Here is a 16,663-nt window from a genome sequence, read left to right as displayed (position 1 = left end):
AATGTGGCTTCCGATATTAGGTTTGATACTTGGTGTCATTTTAGGGTTAATGTCAGAGTTGCGTATTCCCCCGGAATATTCAAGTTATCTATCAATAGCGATCTTGGCAGCACTGGATACCCTATTAGGTGGAATACGTGCACATTTGCAAGATATTTATGATGAGTTAGTATTCGTATCAGGTTTTTTCTTTAACATTCTGCTTGCTGCAAGTTTAGCTTTTCTCGGTGTTCATCTTGGTGTAGACTTATATTTGGTAGCTGTCTTTGCTTTTGGAGTAAGACTATTTCAAAACATAGCAGTTATTAGAAGAATATTGATATCAAAATGGTCTATTTCTAGAGAAAAACTGAAAAAAAATTGAATATTTAAAAGGGAATATAAGTTATTTGACGAATAATCACTAATGAGGCAAAAATCAAGAAATATTCAAAATAAAACTTGTTACAAACATGTAAAACTAGATTCATTGTCATGTCGTTCTCAAGCAAATAGAATAGAAAGTATCGATAGATGAGGAGGTGCCTTAGAATGAACAACAATGAATTATTCGTAAGTCTTGACATCGGTACATCCAGTGTTAAAGTAATTATTGGTGAAATGACAAATGATGCTTTAAACATAATTGGTGTTGGTAATGTTAAATCAGAAGGATTAAGAAAAGGATCTATAGTTGATATAGATGAAACGGTTCATTCTATAAAAAAAGCAGTAGAACAGGCTGAAAGAATGGTTGGAATCTCCTTAAAAAGAGTAGTTGTAGGGGTAACCGGAAATCACGTACACTTGCAAAATTGTCACGGTGTCGTGGCGGTTTCAAGTGAAAATCGTGAAATATCTAATGAAGATGTAAGAAGAGTTATTGAAGCAGCTCAAGTGATCTCAATCCCCCCTGAACGAGAAATTATTGATGTCATTCCAAGACAATTTATTGTTGATGGATTAGATGAAATAAATGATCCGCGAGGGATGCTAGGTGTCCGCTTAGAAATGGAAGGATCAATTATAACAGGTTCAAAGACGATTTTACATAATTTATTACGGTGTGTAGAGCGCTCAGGCTTAGAAATTACAGATATATGTTTACAACCGTTGGCAGCTGGTTCTGTTGCTTTATCAAAGGATGAAAAGAACCTAGGTGTAGCATTAGTCGACATTGGTGGTGGTTCAACAACTATCGCGATTTTTGAACAAAATCATTTATATGCGACGACTGTACTGCCAGTTGGTGGTGAGCATATTACAAAGGACTTATCAATTGGTCTCCGCACAACGACAGATGAAGCTGAAAGAATTAAAGTCAAATATGGTCATGCTTATTACGATCATGCTTCTGAAGATGAAGTGTTCGAAGTTTCTATTATAGGATCAGATCAAAAGAGAACCTTTAATCAATTAGAAATTGCTGATATTATTGAAGCAAGACTTGAAGAAATGTATGAGCTAATTTTACATGAAATTAGAAGACTTGGCGTCGGAGAGTTACCAGGTGGTTTTGTTCTAACCGGTGGTACAGTTAGAATGCCTGGGGTACTTGAATTAGGTCAAGTGATCCTTCAAAATAGTGTAAGGATAGCAAGCCCAGATTATATTGGTGTTAGAGAACCCCAATATATGACTGGTGTTGGATTAATACAATTTGCACATAAAAATGCTAAAATTCAAGGTAGAAAAATTGGCTCAAATGTTGCAGTGAATGCGATGGAAGTTGCAGCAACAAATGAACCACAGCAACAACGTACAAAACCACAACAGCAACAACAAGACAAAAAAGTAAACAAAGTAAAGAAGTTTTTTGGGTACTTCTTTGAATAGTTTACATAAATGATGTTATTTGATGGATTAGGAGGATTTCGCATGTTGGAGTTTGAATCAAATATTGACGGCTTAGCTACCATCAAGGTAATCGGAGTAGGTGGCGGTGGTAATAACGCTGTTAATCGCATGATAGAGCATGGTGTACAAGGTGTTGAATTTATTGCTGTCAACACAGATGCACAAGCATTAAATTTATCTAAAGCAGAAATAAAAATGCAAATCGGATCAAAGCTTACTCGAGGATTAGGTGCTGGAGCAAATCCAGAGGTAGGTAAAAAAGCGGCTGAAGAGAGCAGAGAACAAATCGAAGAAGCTTTAAGAGGCGCAGATATGGTATTCGTTACAGCTGGAATGGGAGGTGGCACAGGTACTGGTGCTGCTCCGGTAATTGCTCAAATTTCAAAAGATTTAGGAGCATTAACAGTAGGTGTTGTAACTAGACCATTTACATTTGAAGGTCGTAAACGTGCTATGCAAGCTGCTGGCGGAATTTCCTCAATGAAGGAATCTGTCGATACGTTGATAGTTATTCCAAATGACCGACTACTTGAGATTGTTGACAAAAATACACCAATGCTTGAAGCTTTCCGTGAAGCTGATAATGTATTACGTCAAGGGGTTCAAGGTATTTCAGATTTAATCGCGGTACCTGGATTAATTAATCTGGATTTTGCAGATGTTAAAACAATTATGTCGAACCGTGGTTCTGCTTTAATGGGTATTGGTGTTGCAACTGGTGAAAATCGTGCTGCAGAGGCTGCTAAGAAAGCTATTTCAAGTCCATTACTTGAAACATCAATTGATGGTGCACAAGGTGTACTCATGAACATTACAGGTGGAGCTAACTTAAGCTTATATGAAGTTCAGGAAGCTGCAGACATCGTAGCAACTGCTTCAGATCAAGAAGTAAATATGATCTTTGGATCAGTAATTAATGAAAACCTTAAGGATGAAATTGTTGTAACAGTTATTGCAACAGGATTTACAGAGCAAGATATGAACCCTGTAAAAACACAATCACGTCCTTTCGGAAGTACATCTCCAACGAAGCCGGCTCCTAAACGAGAGATGAAACGTGAAGAATCTGTTCAAGAAGCGCCAATTCGAAATAATGTCCAACAATCAGATGATGCATTAGATATACCGACATTTTTAAGAAATCGAAATAAACGCCGTTAAAAAGTTCAGTTAACATCATAATTCTAGTAAAAAGCGCAAATTCATATGAGAATTTGCGCTTTTTTATTATTTTAGGAAGTTTCTAGGACTAGAAGTATATGGAATGACGCAGAAAAAAATGACAAGAAAGCATAAAATTTCGACAGGAGGTTATGTTGACCTACTTACCTAAAAAACTTTGTGAAAACTACATAGATATTCTTTTAAAAACTCGACAAAAACTCTAATATTCTATCAAAAATTCTTACATTTACTCGGCAGTAAGTGACAGACTTCCTACCTACCAAGTCTTATACTAAATGCTATCAGGTTCAATATATTTCATAATTTTAGAAAAGGAGTAACAGATGTCTATCTATTTAGACGTTATTTGGCTCTTAAACTTTTCCTTTGATTTGTTTCTGCTATTACTAACAGCTATTGCATTAAAAAGGAAAATATTCAAAATTCGCATACTTTTAGCAGCTCTTTTAGGTTCCAGTATCGTCATTATGATGTTTACACCTCTGGCAGCTATCGCTACACATCCAATAGGGAAAATGATGATTTCAATGTTGATGGTTTGGCTCGCATTTGGATTTAAACGGTTCCGCTACTTTTTTCAAAGCTTATTAACCTTTTATTTTGTCACCTTCATGGTTGGTGGAGGAATGATTGGTGCACATTTTTTTTTACAGGCAGAAATGAGTTATTTAGATGGGGTCCTGATGACGAATACAACTGGCTTTGGTCACCCAATTAGCTGGTTATTTGTACTTATAGGTTTTCCCCTCATTTGGGTTTTTTCTAGAAATCGTATAGAAGGATTAGAAGCAAAAAAAATTAAATTCGACCAAATAGTGAGTGTGACGATCAGAGTGGAATCTACCGAGTTATTGTTAAAAGGATTAGTTGATAGCGGGAATCAGCTTTTTGATCCGATAACACGAAGTCCTGTCATGATAATTGATACTTTAAAGGTTAGAGAAAAACTACCAGAGCAGCTTGTAAATCAAGCCATTCAAGATGATGTTATGAAATCTATTAGTGATAGTCGTTACGAAGGGCATGCCTGGGAACATCGAGTGCGAATTATTCCATATCGAGTTGTAGGAAGAGAGAATCAATTTTTATTAGGATTTAAACCTGATGAGGTGTTGATCGAAACGAAAACTGAGAAAATTACGGTACATAAAACAATTGTAGGTTTGAATCGTACGAAATTGTCTTCTGAGGATGAATATGATTGTATCGTCCATCCGAAAATGTTGCAAAGTCAATCTATCGAACATGTATCATGAATGACACATACTTCTATCTTACTCAAAAACGTTATTTTTATACGTTGTGTATTCGTATTTTATACTTAGTTTTTGTGTCTTGCGCAAACAGGTCTGTTACCGTACTTATGCTTATTTATAATTTTTAGTTTAAAATTATCAGCTTCATAACAGAAGTAGTGAAAACGGTATAGTGATTGACGTGGTGTTTTGACAGCCTAGCTTCAAAAATTTTTAACGATATTTAATTAAACCTTGTTCTAGCCTTATAAGACCACTTAGGCATATGCATTTCCAAGAAGGGGGAGGAAAATGAAAAAATTAAAATTACATCTTACTTACTTATGGTATAAGCTATTAATCAAGCTAGGATTCAAATCTGATGAGGTATATTACATTGGTGGCAGCGAAGCTTTACCACCACCTCTCTCAAAAGATGAAGAAGAAATACTGTTGCAAAAACTTCCAACAGGTGACCAAGCCGCAAGATCAATTCTTATTGAAAGAAACTTACGTTTAGTCGTCTATATTGCCCGTAAATTTGAAAATACAGGGATTAATATTGAAGACTTAATTAGTATTGGGACAATAGGTTTGATAAAAGCTGTAAATACGTTTAATCCTGAAAAAAAAATAAAACTTGCAACATATGCTTCTCGCTGTATTGAAAATGAAATCCTAATGTATTTACGTCGCAATAATAAACTTCGATCAGAAGTTTCATTTGATGAACCGTTAAATATTGATTGGGATGGAAATGAATTGCTTCTTTCTGATGTATTAGGGACAGAAGATGACATTATTACAAAAGATCTTGAAGCTAATGTTGATCGAAAGTTATTAATGAAAGCTCTTCAACAGCTAAATGATCGAGAGAAACAAATCATGGAGCTTCGTTTTGGGTTACAAGGCGGAGAAGAGAAAACACAGAAAGATGTTGCCGATATGCTAGGTATATCACAATCCTATATCTCAAGATTAGAAAAGCGAATTATTAAAAGATTGCAAAAAGAATTTAATAAAATGGTCTAAAAAAATTTTTAATAGGAAATACCTCTTTGATATCAATTAATTGAGTGAATTATGCCCCTCCTAACACGAATAGCTTGTGCATATTTTTTCCTCCCAAGGAGATACTTAACTTTGTACAGCAACTCCTGTTAGGAGGGAAAGAAGTGACAAGAAATAAAGTCGAAATTTGCGGAGTAGATACCTCAAAACTTCCAGTCCTTAAGAATGACAAAATGAGAGAGTTATTTAGGCAAATGCAAAGTGGAGACATATCAGCAAGAGAAGAGCTGGTGAATGGCAACTTACGATTGGTACTTAGTGTAATCCAGCGATTTAACAACCGAGGAGAATTTGTTGACGATTTGTTTCAAGTTGGCTGTATTGGATTAATGAAATCTATTGATAATTTTGACCTAGGCCAAAATGTCAAATTTTCAACATATGCTGTACCAATGATCATCGGTGAAATTCGTAGATACTTAAGAGATAACAATCCAATTCGTGTGTCTCGTTCCCTTCGAGATATCGCTTATAAAGCTCTCCAAGTAAGAGAACGGCTTATGAGTGAAACATCGAGAGAACCTACTGCAGAAGAAATCTCAAAGGTGTTGGACGTTCCCCATGAAGAGATTGTGTTTGCATTAGATGCCATTCAAGATCCTGTTTCATTATTTGAACCTATCTATAATGATGGGGGAGATCCAATCTTTGTGATGGATCAACTAAGTGATGAAAAAAACCGAGATATTCAATGGATTGAAGAATTAGCATTGAAAGAAGGAATGAGACGATTAAATAGTCGAGAAAAGCTCATTCTCAAAAAGCGATTCTTTCAAGGAAAAACACAGATGGAAGTCGCTGAAGAAATTGGAATATCCCAAGCACAAGTTTCACGATTAGAAAAAGCTGCAATTAAACAAATGAATAAAAATATTCAAAATTAAGGCTGCTCATTTTGAGCAGCCTTAATTTGTGAAAACAGATTTTGAAAAATAAATAAAAACAATTGTATAGTTTATTCCTATGTAATCATAGATATGTAGTAAGTGACTTTATAAAATTGTTCATTAATAGAGAAATTTTGGCAGAAAAAAAGACATAACTTATTAAAACCGAAGAATGATGGAATATGGGGAGGCGTCATCATGTATATTTCAGAATTTCAAACGAAGGATGTTGTAAATGTTTCTGATGGAAAAAAGCTAGGGAACATTTGGGATTTTGATATTAATGTGACAACTGGAAAAATACAGGCAATCATAATCAGCGGTCAAGGGAAAATGTTGGGTTTTTTTGGAAGGGACGAGGAAATCATCATTCCTTGGAGAAATATAGTGAAGATAGGCGAGGATGTCATCCTTGTGAGAATGAATCGACAAATTGAGGGATCAGATGAATAATTTGTCATTCTTACTAAAAGTTATTGAGGTTTTGTGGTAGAATAAGTCCGATAGGTATATTTTTATGTCGAAAATAAAGGGTTGAAGAAAAATGCAAACAGAAACTTTTCAACAAAGAAATACAACATACTTATCATTGGAAAAATGGGAAAACCTTGTAGAAGGCTTAACTGTTGGTTTTTCTACTAAATCTGATGGTGTAAGCAAGGAGGCTTTCTCCACACTAAATCTTGGACTTCATGTTAATGATCAACCGAAATCGGTTATAGAAAACAGAGAGATCTTGGCAAATCGAACAGATTTTCCATTAAACAATTGGGTGTTTGCTGAACAAATACATTCTACACATATTGAAAAAGTAACAAAACTCAATTGTGGCAGAGGTTTATATTCGTATGACGATGGACTTTCAAATTGTGATGGGTTATATACCGCTGAAAAAGGTATTATGCTTTCGCTTTGTTTTGCCGATTGTGTACCGCTCTACTTCCTTTCGCCGCAAAAGCTATTAATTGGCGTTGCACATGCTGGATGGAAGGGAACAGTTAATGATATTGGTGGAAATATGATAAGAAAATGGACAAATGTTGAGGGAGTAAACCCTAGTGAAATAAAAGTAGCAATAGGCCCGGCAATTGGCCCATGCTGTTATATTGTTGATGATCGAGTGATCTCGGCAATTAATAAAAGTATCATCGAAAAATATCCATTAACATACAGCAAAATAACAGAAGGACAATATAAATTAGATTTAAAAAAGCTTAACAAATACTTGTTGCTAGAAGCGGGAATACAAGAAGAAAATATAACCGTTTCACATCATTGTACAAGCTGTGAAAAAGAAATATTTTTCTCACACAGACGTGATGAAGGAAAAACTGGTCGTATGTTAAGTTTTATTGGAATATATGAGGAGGCTTAGCACTAGAAATGAATGTGCAAGACAACTATCAAACAATACGAGATAATATTGACAATATTTGCAAACGGATCGGTCGAAATTCAGATGACATTCATGTAATTGCCGTAACTAAATATGTTAGCATTGAGCGTGCAAAAGCCGCACTTGATGCTGGTGTTAAGCATTTAGGTGAAAATCGTGAAGAAGGTCTTAACGCCAAATACCAAGTCCTTGGAAATTTGGCTGCTTGGCATTTTATCGGTTCACTGCAAACGAGAAAGGTAAAAAATATTATTGATAAAGTTGAATACATACATTCTTTAGATCGTCTATCTTTAGCAAAAGAAATAGATAAACGTGCCAATAAGCCAATTAAATGTTTTGTTCAGGTAAATGTATCAGGTGAAGAATCAAAGCATGGTTGTTCTCCTGATGAGTTAGATCATCTTGTCAAGGAGCTACAATCTTTATCAAATATACAAGTAGTAGGGTTAATGACAATGGCTCCATTTACTGAGGATAAGGATGTCATCCGCGCATGCTTTAAAAAGTTAAAAAGACTTCAAGAAAAAATACAAGCATTACAACTGCCTAACGCACCATGTAACGAATTATCAATGGGCATGTCTAATGATTATGAAATAGCAATTGAAGAAGGTGCAACCTTTATAAGAATTGGAACTTCACTCGTTGGAAATGAAAGCGGAGGTGTATAAAATGTCTATTAAAAATCGGTTTAAAAGTTTTTTTGCATTAGATGATGAAGAATATGAATATGTTGAAAATGAGGAAATGCAACAAGAATATGAAGAACAACAACCAATTTCCCAAAAGCCGCAAACTCAATCAACTAAGCAAAATGTAGTAAGTTTGCAAAGTATCCAAAAATCTTCTAAAGTTATTTTATGTGAGCCAAGGGTTTATGCTGAAGCACAGGAAATTGCGGATCAATTAAAAAATCGCCGTGCAGTTGTCGTTAATCTTCAAAGTATTCAAAGAGACCAAGCTAAACGGATTGTAGATTTTTTAAGTGGAACTGTGTATGCAATCGGAGGCGATATTCAACGAATTGGCACAAATATTTTTTTATGCACACCTGATAATGTAGATGTATCAGGATCTATTTCTGAGCTAATCTCAGAAGAAGAACATCAAAGGTGGTAAACTCGACATGGACATAATATTTAGCTTAATTACTACACTGTTAACTTTTTATTCGTATGCGATCATCATTTATATTTTACTATCATGGTTTCCTGGCGCGAGAGAATCTGGTTTTGGACAAATATTGGCTAAAATTTGTGAACCTTATTTAGAGCCATTTCGAAAAATTATTCCTCCTTTAGGAATGATTGATATCTCACCAATTGTAGCAATTTTGGCATTAAAATTTGCACAATATGGAGTTGCATCACTTTTTAGAATGCTTGGCTAAGGGACTATTTGGTCCCTCTTTTTACTTCTAAGATAGATTGTGTAATTGGAGTTGTGACAATGGATCACTTATATCAACACTTTCGGCGTGAAGAAAAACATTTTATCGATCAGGTCCTTCAATGGAAGGAGAGCGTTATAACTCAATATAGCCCTAAACTAACGGACTTTTTAGATCCTAGAGAACAAGAAATCGTTTTCTCAGTCATAGGGGATCACTCTGAAGTGAAAGTTTCATTTCAAGGTGGTGTCCTGGATACTGAACGTAAAAGGGCATTGCTATATCCAGACTATTTTCAGCCGGAAAATGAAGATTTCAAATTAACTCTTTTTGAAGTAAAGTATGCAAGTAAATTTATCACTCTTCAGCATCGTCAAGTTTTAGGGGCGCTTATGAGTTTAGGAATAAAGCGGTCTAAATTCGGAGATATTCGATTTAGCAATGAGACCGTGCAGTTCGTTTGTGCTAGAGAAATTTCAGATTATTTAATAACTAATTTTCTAGAAGTTGGACGTGCCAAAGTTACGTTAAAAGAAAAAGAACTTAATGAATTTTCACCACAGGCAGAAGTATACCAAGAGATCGTTACAACGGTCTCATCACTGCGTCTAGATGTAATAGGTTCAGCTGTTTATAATATTTCACGACAAAAAATACAACCGCTTATTACAAACGGACTTGTAAAGGTCAATTGGAAAACAGTTGAATCAGTTTCTTTCGAGTGCCGTGAAGGTGATACACTTTCAGTACGCGGATATGGTCGTAGTAAAGTTACAGCAATTGAAGGTAAAACAAAAAAAGATCGATTTAGAATCGTATTTCACGTTTGGAAATAATCATTTTTTAAATAAATTTTAAGTTTTAGCAGGATTTTCAACATACCTGTCGAATTATGATTTATAATGTTGACAGGGATTAACTATTTCACTACATATATATTGGAGGTGGCATCCGTGCCTTTAACACCATTAGATATCCATAATAAGGAATTTAATAAAGGGTTTCGTGGGTATGATGAAGATGAAGTAAATGAGTTTTTGGATCAAGTCATTAAAGATTATGAAATGATTATCCGCGAAAAAAAAGAGCTTGAATCTCGTGTAACAGAATTAACTGAGAAATTGGGCCATTTTACAAATATTGAAGATACCCTGAATAAATCGATTATCATTGCTCAAGAAGCGGGAGAAGACGTAAAGCGTAATGCTCAAAAGGAGTCTAAACTGATCATTAAAGAAGCAGAGAAAAACGCTGATCGTATTATTAATGAATCATTAGTAAAATCCCGAAAAATTGCAATGGAAATTGAGGAGCTGAAAAAGCAGTCAAAAGTGTTTAGAACTCGTTTCCAAATGCTAATTGAAGCACAGCTTGACCTACTTAAAAATGATGATTGGGATCACTTATTAGAGTATGAAGTAGAGCCTATTTTCGGCGAAGCTGAAGAAACAAAAAGCTAGACTTGACTTTTAAAGAATTTTTCGCATATAATATGAAAACTTAGAACAATTAATTTTTTGATATTTAAACGGTGACAGGGAACAGTAATCCTTTGCAAACCTTATTTAGCGAATCGAGGATGGTGGAAGCTCGATATAAGGAAAAGGACGAAAATCACCCTAGAGTTCCATGCTGAACATTATCAATAAGTAAGCAATGGCGTGTCATTCTCGTTACGAATGCTAGAGTGGATTATTGGCCTTTTGGTTATATTAATCTAATAGGGTGGTACCGCGAGATAAACCTTCTCGTCCCTTTTGGGATGAGAGGGTTTTTTGTGTTTTTAAAAACCAATCATGATGATGGAGGCTAGTTAATAATGGAGTATAAAGATACATTACTTATGCCAAAGACAGAATTTCCAATGCGAGGAAATTTACCAAACAGAGAGCCATTAATGCAAGAGAAATGGGAAAAAATGGATATTTATAAAAAAGTGCAGGAACGTACAAAAGATCGTCCTCTTTTCATTTTGCATGATGGACCTCCTTACGCAAATGGTGACATTCATATGGGCCATGCACTTAACAAAATATTAAAAGATTTTATCGTACGATATAAATCAATGAGTGGATATTGTTCACCGTATGTACCGGGTTGGGATACACATGGTTTACCAATTGAAACGGCATTAACGAAAAATAAAAAAGTTAAACGAAAAGAAATGTCTGTTGCTGATTTTCGTAAGCTTTGTGAAGAATATGCTTGGCAGCAAATTAACGGGCAACGTGAGCAATTTAAGCGTTTAGGAGTACGTGGTGATTGGGATAACCCATATGTAACATTAACACCAGCTTATGAAGCACAACAAATTAAAGTATTTGGTGAAATGGCGAAGAAGGGCTATATTTACAAAGGCTTAAAACCAGTATACTGGTCACCTTCAAGTGAGTCTGCACTTGCTGAAGCAGAGATCGAATATGCTGACAAGCGCTCACCATCTATTTATGTGGCATTCTCTGTTACAGATGGGAAAGGTGTTCTAACTAATGATGAAAAAATTATCATTTGGACAACAACTCCTTGGACTATTCCTGCAAATTTAGGGATTTCTGTTCATCCAGAATTAGAATATAGTGTAGTTTCAGTAGCTGGTGAGAAATATGTAGTTGCTTCTGCTTTAGTTGAAACTGTTGCAAAAACAATTGAGTGGGAAAATTATGAAGTTGTTCGAACATTGAAAGGTTCTGAGCTTGATCGTGTTGTTGCGAAACATCCAATTTATGACCGAGAATCACTAGTAATGCTAGGTGAACATGTAACAAGTGATGGTGGTACTGGTTGTGTCCATACAGCACCAGGACATGGTGAAGATGATTTTATCATCGGTCAAAAATATGGTTTAGATGTTTTATGTCCTGTTGATGAAAAAGGATATATGACGAATGAAGCTACAGGCTTTGATGGCTTGTTCTATGATGAAGCAAATAAGGCAATTACAGAAAAATTACAAGAAGTAGGGGCATTATTAAAGCTTCAATTTATTACACATTCATATCCACATGACTGGAGAACGAAAAAGCCAACAATCTTCCGTGCAACAGCACAATGGTTTGCTTCCATTAAAGATTTCCGTGAAGACCTTTTGACAGCCATTAGGGAAACAAAATGGGTTCCGGCATGGGGAGAAACAAGACTATACAATATGGTTCGCGACCGTGGCGACTGGTGTATTTCACGTCAGCGTGCATGGGGTGTTCCGATCCCAGTTTTCTATGCGGAAAATGGTGATCCGATTATTACAGATGAAACAATCGATCACGTTTCTAACTTATTCCGTGAACATGGGTCAAATGTTTGGTTTGAGCGTGAAGCAAAAGATCTTTTACCAGAAGGATTTACACACGAAAACAGTCCAAATGGGAACTTTACTAAAGAAACGGATATTATGGATGTTTGGTTTGATTCAGGTTCATCACATCAAGCAGTACTATTAGAAAGAGATGAACTTCAAAGACCTGCAGATCTATATTTAGAAGGTTCTGACCAATATCGAGGATGGTTTAACTCATCATTATCAACTGCTGTAGCTGTGACTGGCAAAGCACCATATAAAGGGGTATTAAGCCATGGTTTTGCTCTAGATGGTCAAGGGCGTAAAATGAGTAAATCATTAGGTAATACAGTTGTACCAGAAAAAGTAATGAAACAACTAGGTGGAGATATTTTACGATTATGGGTAGCTTCTGTGGATTATCAAGCAGACGTTCGTGTATCAGATGCAATTTTAAAACAAGTTGCAGAGGTTTATCGTAAAATCCGTAACACATTCCGTTTCTTACTCGGTAATCTAGCTGACTTTAATCCAACGTCAGATTCTGTTAACCTAGAAAATCTTCGCGAAGTTGATCGTTATATGCTTGTAAAGTTGAATAAATTAACTAAACGTGTAAAAGAAGCATATGATCAATACGAATTTGCAGCCATCTATCATGCTGTTCATAATTTCTGTACGATTGAATTAAGTTCGTTCTATTTAGATTTTGCTAAAGATGTTTTATATATTGAATCAGAAGAAAACTTAGATAGACGTGCAATTCAAACGGTACTCCATGAAACACTTATGGCACTTGTTAAATTGGTTACACCAATTCTGCCTCATACAGCCGATGAAGTATGGGAACATATTAGTTCAGTAACAGAAGAAAGTGTTCAATTAGTTGATATGCCAGAAGTGAAAGAATATCCTAATGCAGATGAATTAGAAAGCAAATGGGATGCATTTATGTCATTACGAGACGATGTATTAAAGGCTTTAGAAGTAGCTCGAAATGAAAAGATCATTGGTAAATCTTTAACTGCAAGTATTTCTTTATATCCAAATCAAGAAGCAAAGATGCTACTTGAATCGGTTGAAGAAAATTTAAAGCAATTATTTATTGTTTCTGGGTTTGAAATTGCTGGTGATTATGACACAGCACCAGAAAATGCCCAAGTTTTTGATTCAGTAAAGATTGTCATTACACAAGCAAACGGTGAAACGTGTGAACGTTGTTGGATTGTAACACCTGAAGTAGGTCAAGTGGCTGATCATCCAACACTTTGTCAACGTTGTGCAGATATAGTAAAAAATCATTATATTGCTGAATAATAAATAAGCAAGGACTGACCGCTAGAAGTGTAGCACTAAATGTTTTAGACTACACTTTCATTGGTCAGTCCCTTTTTGATTACAAGCCCATTTTTACCAAAAACGTTTAGTGAAGAAAGTCAAAGGGTAAAAAATATCCATTAAACAAATTAAACACTTAGTTAGCACCGTTTTCATTCACAGGAAAATTCTTATTAGGGTGAGTAAAGTTTTCTCAGGTTAAACTAAAATTACAACAAAAGAAGGATAAGGAGTTGTCCATCTTGAATAAATATTATGGGATCCGGTATGAATTGCAAGTGATGAAAGAAGAACTGCGAACGAGGTTATTTGATCACAGTTTGTTTGAAATGACTTGTGATGACCATCAAGGGAAAAGTAGTACTTTGATGCATCATATTAAAGAGGAACTTCAAGATGTCGAACGTGCCTTAATGAAAATTGATAAAGGAATATATGGTTTTTGTGAAGAAACAGGTCAAGAAATTCCTTTCGAAAAATTAAGGATACTCCCTACAGCAAGAACAATTTATGATTTTTATTTTCAAGAATTATTTGAACGAAAATCTCTTCCTCAATACGATTATACCCATGAAGAAACATATATCACTGGAAGTGATTTTTAATCCATTTCTTCTTTTGAAAGTCTGACCTTGTAATGTGCTCTTATACACAAATAAGGTCAGGCTTTTATTATGATGGTGGGTTCCCTATCGTAACTTGCTTTACGCGTTCTTTTTATATATGGTACAATTCTAATGGATAAATATCGAAATTTACTTTTAGAATAATGGAAAGTTGGGGAAGTTTGTGTTTTATTACATAATAGCAGCAATTATCATTGTAATCGATCAAGTGACAAAATGGCTTATTGTTAAAAATATGGAACTTGGAGAAAATATTACTATTATCGAAAATTTCTTATATATTACATCACATCGAAATCGCGGAGCAGCATGGGGGATCTTGCAAGGGCAAATGTGGTTCTTTTACATCATAACAGCTATTGTAATTGTCGGTATCATTTATTACATCCAAAAATATACGAAGGAATATAAGGTAATGGGAATTGCTCTTGGTTTAATGCTGGGCGGAGCAATTGGAAATTTCATTGACCGTTTATTTCGTAAAGAAGTTGTCGACTTTATTAATACATACATTTTTTCATATGACTTTCCTATTTTTAATGTTGCTGATTCAGCACTATGTGTGGGAGTTGTTTTGTTATTTATTCATATGTTGTTTTTTGAAGGGAAACAAAAGAAGGAGAAAATATAAATGGACATCATTGAATTACAGGTAAGTGAAGAACAGAAAAATGAGCGGATTGATAAATTTTTATCAACATATAATGGTGAGTGGTCACGATCACAGGTGCAGATTTGGATTAAAGAAGGTTCTGTTAAAGTAAATGACAACCCAGTTAAAACAAACTATAAATGTCAACCGCAAGATCGTATTGTAGTTGTCATTCCAGATCCAGAACCATTAGATGTTGTTGCAGAACAAATGAATCTTGATATTTATTATGAAGATCAAGATGTGCTTGTTGTAAATAAACCGAAAGGGATGGTTGTGCATCCAGCACCTGGACATATGAGTGGAACATTGGTAAATGGCTTAATGGCTCATTGTCAGGATCTTTCAGGAATAAATGGTGTATTAAGACCTGGCATTGTCCATCGTATCGATAAAGATACGTCAGGATTATTAATGGTTGCCAAAAATGATATGGCACATGAATCATTAGTAGATCAACTTGTTAACAAAACAGTGACTAGAAGATATAAAGCAATTGTTCATGGAAGTATTCAGCATGACCATGGCACAATTAATGCACCTATCGGCCGTGACAAAGTTGACAGACAAAGTATGACAGTAACAAATGTAAGCAGTAAAGAAGCCGTTACCCACTTTAATGTCATCGAGCGGTATGACAACTTTACGTTTGTAGAATGTCAGCTTGAAACAGGAAGAACACATCAAATTCGTGTTCATATGAAATATATTGGATATCCACTAGTTGGAGATCCGAAATATGGTCCCAAAAAGACGTTACCAATTAATGGACAGGCTCTCCATGCGGGAATTTTAGGGTTTGAACATCCTCGTACAAAAGAATATTTAGAGTTTGAAGCACCTCTACCTCTAGAGTTTCAGCAAGTGTTAGAGCAAATAAAAAATAATCATTGACACATTTCTACATGTTTGTCATAATGGTTTTAAGTTAATAGGAACCTTTAACACAGTCCCGAGAGGCTGAGAAGGAGAACGGATAAAATAGCAAAGCTCTATTTATGACTTTGTTGAACTATGTCTTCGTCAACCCTCTCACATCTGATGAGAGGGTTTTTTGTTAAGGTTCTTGTATATCCTAATTTATAAAGGACTTTAGTTGCGAAGGGAGAGCATAATATGTCTCAAAAAGCAGTTGTTTTAGATGATCAAGCAATACGCAGAGCTTTAACAAGAATTGCTCACGAAATCATTGAAAGAAATAAAGGGATCGAGAATAGCGTATTAGTTGGTATTAAGACAAGAGGCATATATTTAGCAAAAAGACTTGCTGAACGTATCGAGCAAATTGAAGGAAACAAAATTGCCATTGGTGAATTAGATATTACATTATACCGTGATGACCTTTCGAAAAAAACGAATGATCAGGAACCATTAGTAAAAGGCTCAGATATCCCAGTTGATGTTACAAATCAAAAGGTAATCTTAGTAGATGATGTATTATATACAGGTAGAACAGTGAGAGCAGCAATGGATGCTTTAGTCGATATCGGAAGACCTGCAAATATTCAGTTAGCTGTTCTAGTTGATCGTGGCCATCGTGAACTGCCTATACGCGCTGATTATGTTGGGAAAAACATTCCTACTTCAAGCTCAGAAAAAATCGTTGTTGAGCTTCATGAACAAGACGGTAATGATCAAGTTACTATACATGAAAATGAATAGACCCTTTTAAAAATAGTCCAGAGAGGCTGCAAAGGGAAACATAAAGATCAAGTTGCATACGCGATTGATGATCTTTTTGTACCTCTTTGCATTCAAACTGGCAAAGAG

General features: G+C 35.2%; 18 protein-coding genes and 1 other annotated feature. All 18 genes read left to right on the top strand.

Going from position 1 to position 16,663, the window contains the following annotated elements; all coding sequences use genetic code 11:
• Position 1 precedes the first annotated feature (1 nt).
• A complete protein-coding gene (locus GMB29_RS17870; protein WP_136351323.1) occupies positions 2–364 on the top strand; it encodes a small basic family protein in 363 nt (120 codons plus the stop codon).
• A 167-nt stretch (positions 365–531) separates the two neighbouring features.
• Positions 532–1,815, top strand: coding sequence for a cell division protein FtsA (gene ftsA, locus GMB29_RS17865; protein WP_136351322.1), 1,284 nt, complete (start codon positions 532–534; stop codon positions 1,813–1,815).
• A gap of 42 nt (positions 1,816–1,857) precedes the next feature.
• A complete protein-coding gene (ftsZ, locus tag GMB29_RS17860) occupies positions 1,858–2,997 on the top strand; it encodes a cell division protein FtsZ (RefSeq protein ID WP_136351321.1) in 1,140 nt (379 codons plus the stop codon).
• A 347-nt stretch (positions 2,998–3,344) separates the two neighbouring features.
• Positions 3,345–4,277, top strand: coding sequence for a sigma-E processing peptidase SpoIIGA (spoIIGA, locus tag GMB29_RS17855; protein ID WP_136351320.1), 933 nt, complete (start codon positions 3,345–3,347; stop codon positions 4,275–4,277).
• Between the two features lie 291 nt (positions 4,278–4,568).
• Positions 4,569–5,288, top strand: a complete 720-nt coding sequence (gene sigE / locus GMB29_RS17850) for an RNA polymerase sporulation sigma factor SigE (RefSeq protein WP_136351319.1) — start codon at positions 4,569–4,571, stop codon at positions 5,286–5,288.
• 101 nt (positions 5,289–5,389) lie between these two features.
• On the top strand, positions 5,390–6,211 hold the full coding sequence (gene sigG, locus GMB29_RS17845; protein WP_406600352.1) for an RNA polymerase sporulation sigma factor SigG: 822 nt from the start codon (positions 5,390–5,392) through the stop codon (positions 6,209–6,211).
• 198 nt (positions 6,212–6,409) lie between these two features.
• Entirely contained in the window at positions 6,410–6,667 is a 258-nt protein-coding gene (locus GMB29_RS17840; RefSeq protein ID WP_136351317.1) for a YlmC/YmxH family sporulation protein, read from the top strand.
• Positions 6,668–6,758: 91 nt separating this feature from the next.
• Positions 6,759–7,589, top strand: coding sequence for a peptidoglycan editing factor PgeF (pgeF, locus tag GMB29_RS17835; RefSeq protein ID WP_136351316.1), 831 nt, complete (start codon positions 6,759–6,761; stop codon positions 7,587–7,589).
• A gap of 8 nt (positions 7,590–7,597) precedes the next feature.
• Positions 7,598–8,284: a YggS family pyridoxal phosphate-dependent enzyme gene (locus tag GMB29_RS17830; RefSeq protein WP_136351315.1), complete on the top strand. Its 687-nt coding sequence runs from the start codon at positions 7,598–7,600 to the stop codon at positions 8,282–8,284.
• Between the two features lies 1 nt (position 8,285).
• Positions 8,286–8,732, top strand: coding sequence for a cell division protein SepF (locus GMB29_RS17825; protein WP_136351314.1), 447 nt, complete (start codon positions 8,286–8,288; stop codon positions 8,730–8,732).
• 7 nt (positions 8,733–8,739) lie between these two features.
• The gene (locus GMB29_RS17820) at positions 8,740–9,003 is read left to right on the top strand and encodes a YggT family protein (RefSeq protein ID WP_136351313.1); all 264 of its coding nucleotides are present in this window, start codon (positions 8,740–8,742) and stop codon (positions 9,001–9,003) included.
• 59 nt (positions 9,004–9,062) lie between these two features.
• Positions 9,063–9,839, top strand: a complete 777-nt coding sequence (locus GMB29_RS17815; RefSeq protein ID WP_136351312.1) for a YlmH family RNA-binding protein — start codon at positions 9,063–9,065, stop codon at positions 9,837–9,839.
• Between the two features lie 117 nt (positions 9,840–9,956).
• Positions 9,957–10,463, top strand: coding sequence for a DivIVA domain-containing protein (locus tag GMB29_RS17810; protein WP_136351311.1), 507 nt, complete (start codon positions 9,957–9,959; stop codon positions 10,461–10,463).
• A gap of 62 nt (positions 10,464–10,525) precedes the next feature.
• Positions 10,526–10,762 (top strand) — a binding site (T-box leader).
• A 60-nt stretch (positions 10,763–10,822) separates the two neighbouring features.
• A complete protein-coding gene (gene ileS / locus GMB29_RS17805; protein ID WP_136351310.1) occupies positions 10,823–13,594 on the top strand; it encodes an isoleucine--tRNA ligase in 2,772 nt (923 codons plus the stop codon).
• A 302-nt stretch (positions 13,595–13,896) separates the two neighbouring features.
• Positions 13,897–14,220, top strand: coding sequence for a TraR/DksA family transcriptional regulator (locus GMB29_RS17800; RefSeq protein ID WP_136351480.1), 324 nt, complete (start codon positions 13,897–13,899; stop codon positions 14,218–14,220).
• Between the two features lie 184 nt (positions 14,221–14,404).
• A complete protein-coding gene (lspA, locus tag GMB29_RS17795) occupies positions 14,405–14,872 on the top strand; it encodes a signal peptidase II (RefSeq protein ID WP_136351309.1) in 468 nt (155 codons plus the stop codon).
• Positions 14,873–15,787 carry an RluA family pseudouridine synthase gene (locus GMB29_RS17790; protein WP_136351308.1) on the top strand — a complete coding sequence of 305 codons (915 nt, stop codon included), beginning with the start codon at positions 14,873–14,875 and terminating at the stop codon, positions 15,785–15,787. It begins immediately after the preceding gene.
• A 222-nt stretch (positions 15,788–16,009) separates the two neighbouring features.
• On the top strand, positions 16,010–16,555 hold the full coding sequence (pyrR, locus tag GMB29_RS17785; RefSeq protein ID WP_136351307.1) for a bifunctional pyr operon transcriptional regulator/uracil phosphoribosyltransferase PyrR: 546 nt from the start codon (positions 16,010–16,012) through the stop codon (positions 16,553–16,555).
• The last annotated feature ends 108 nt before the right edge of the window (positions 16,556–16,663 follow it).

Origin of the sequence: Metabacillus sediminilitoris, from assembly GCF_009720625.1 — a bacterium.
GTDB classification, from domain to species: domain Bacteria; phylum Bacillota; class Bacilli; order Bacillales; family Bacillaceae; genus Metabacillus; species Metabacillus sediminilitoris.
Note: the sequence above shows the minus strand (reverse complement) of the source record. Positions and strands in the feature narration are given on the sequence as shown.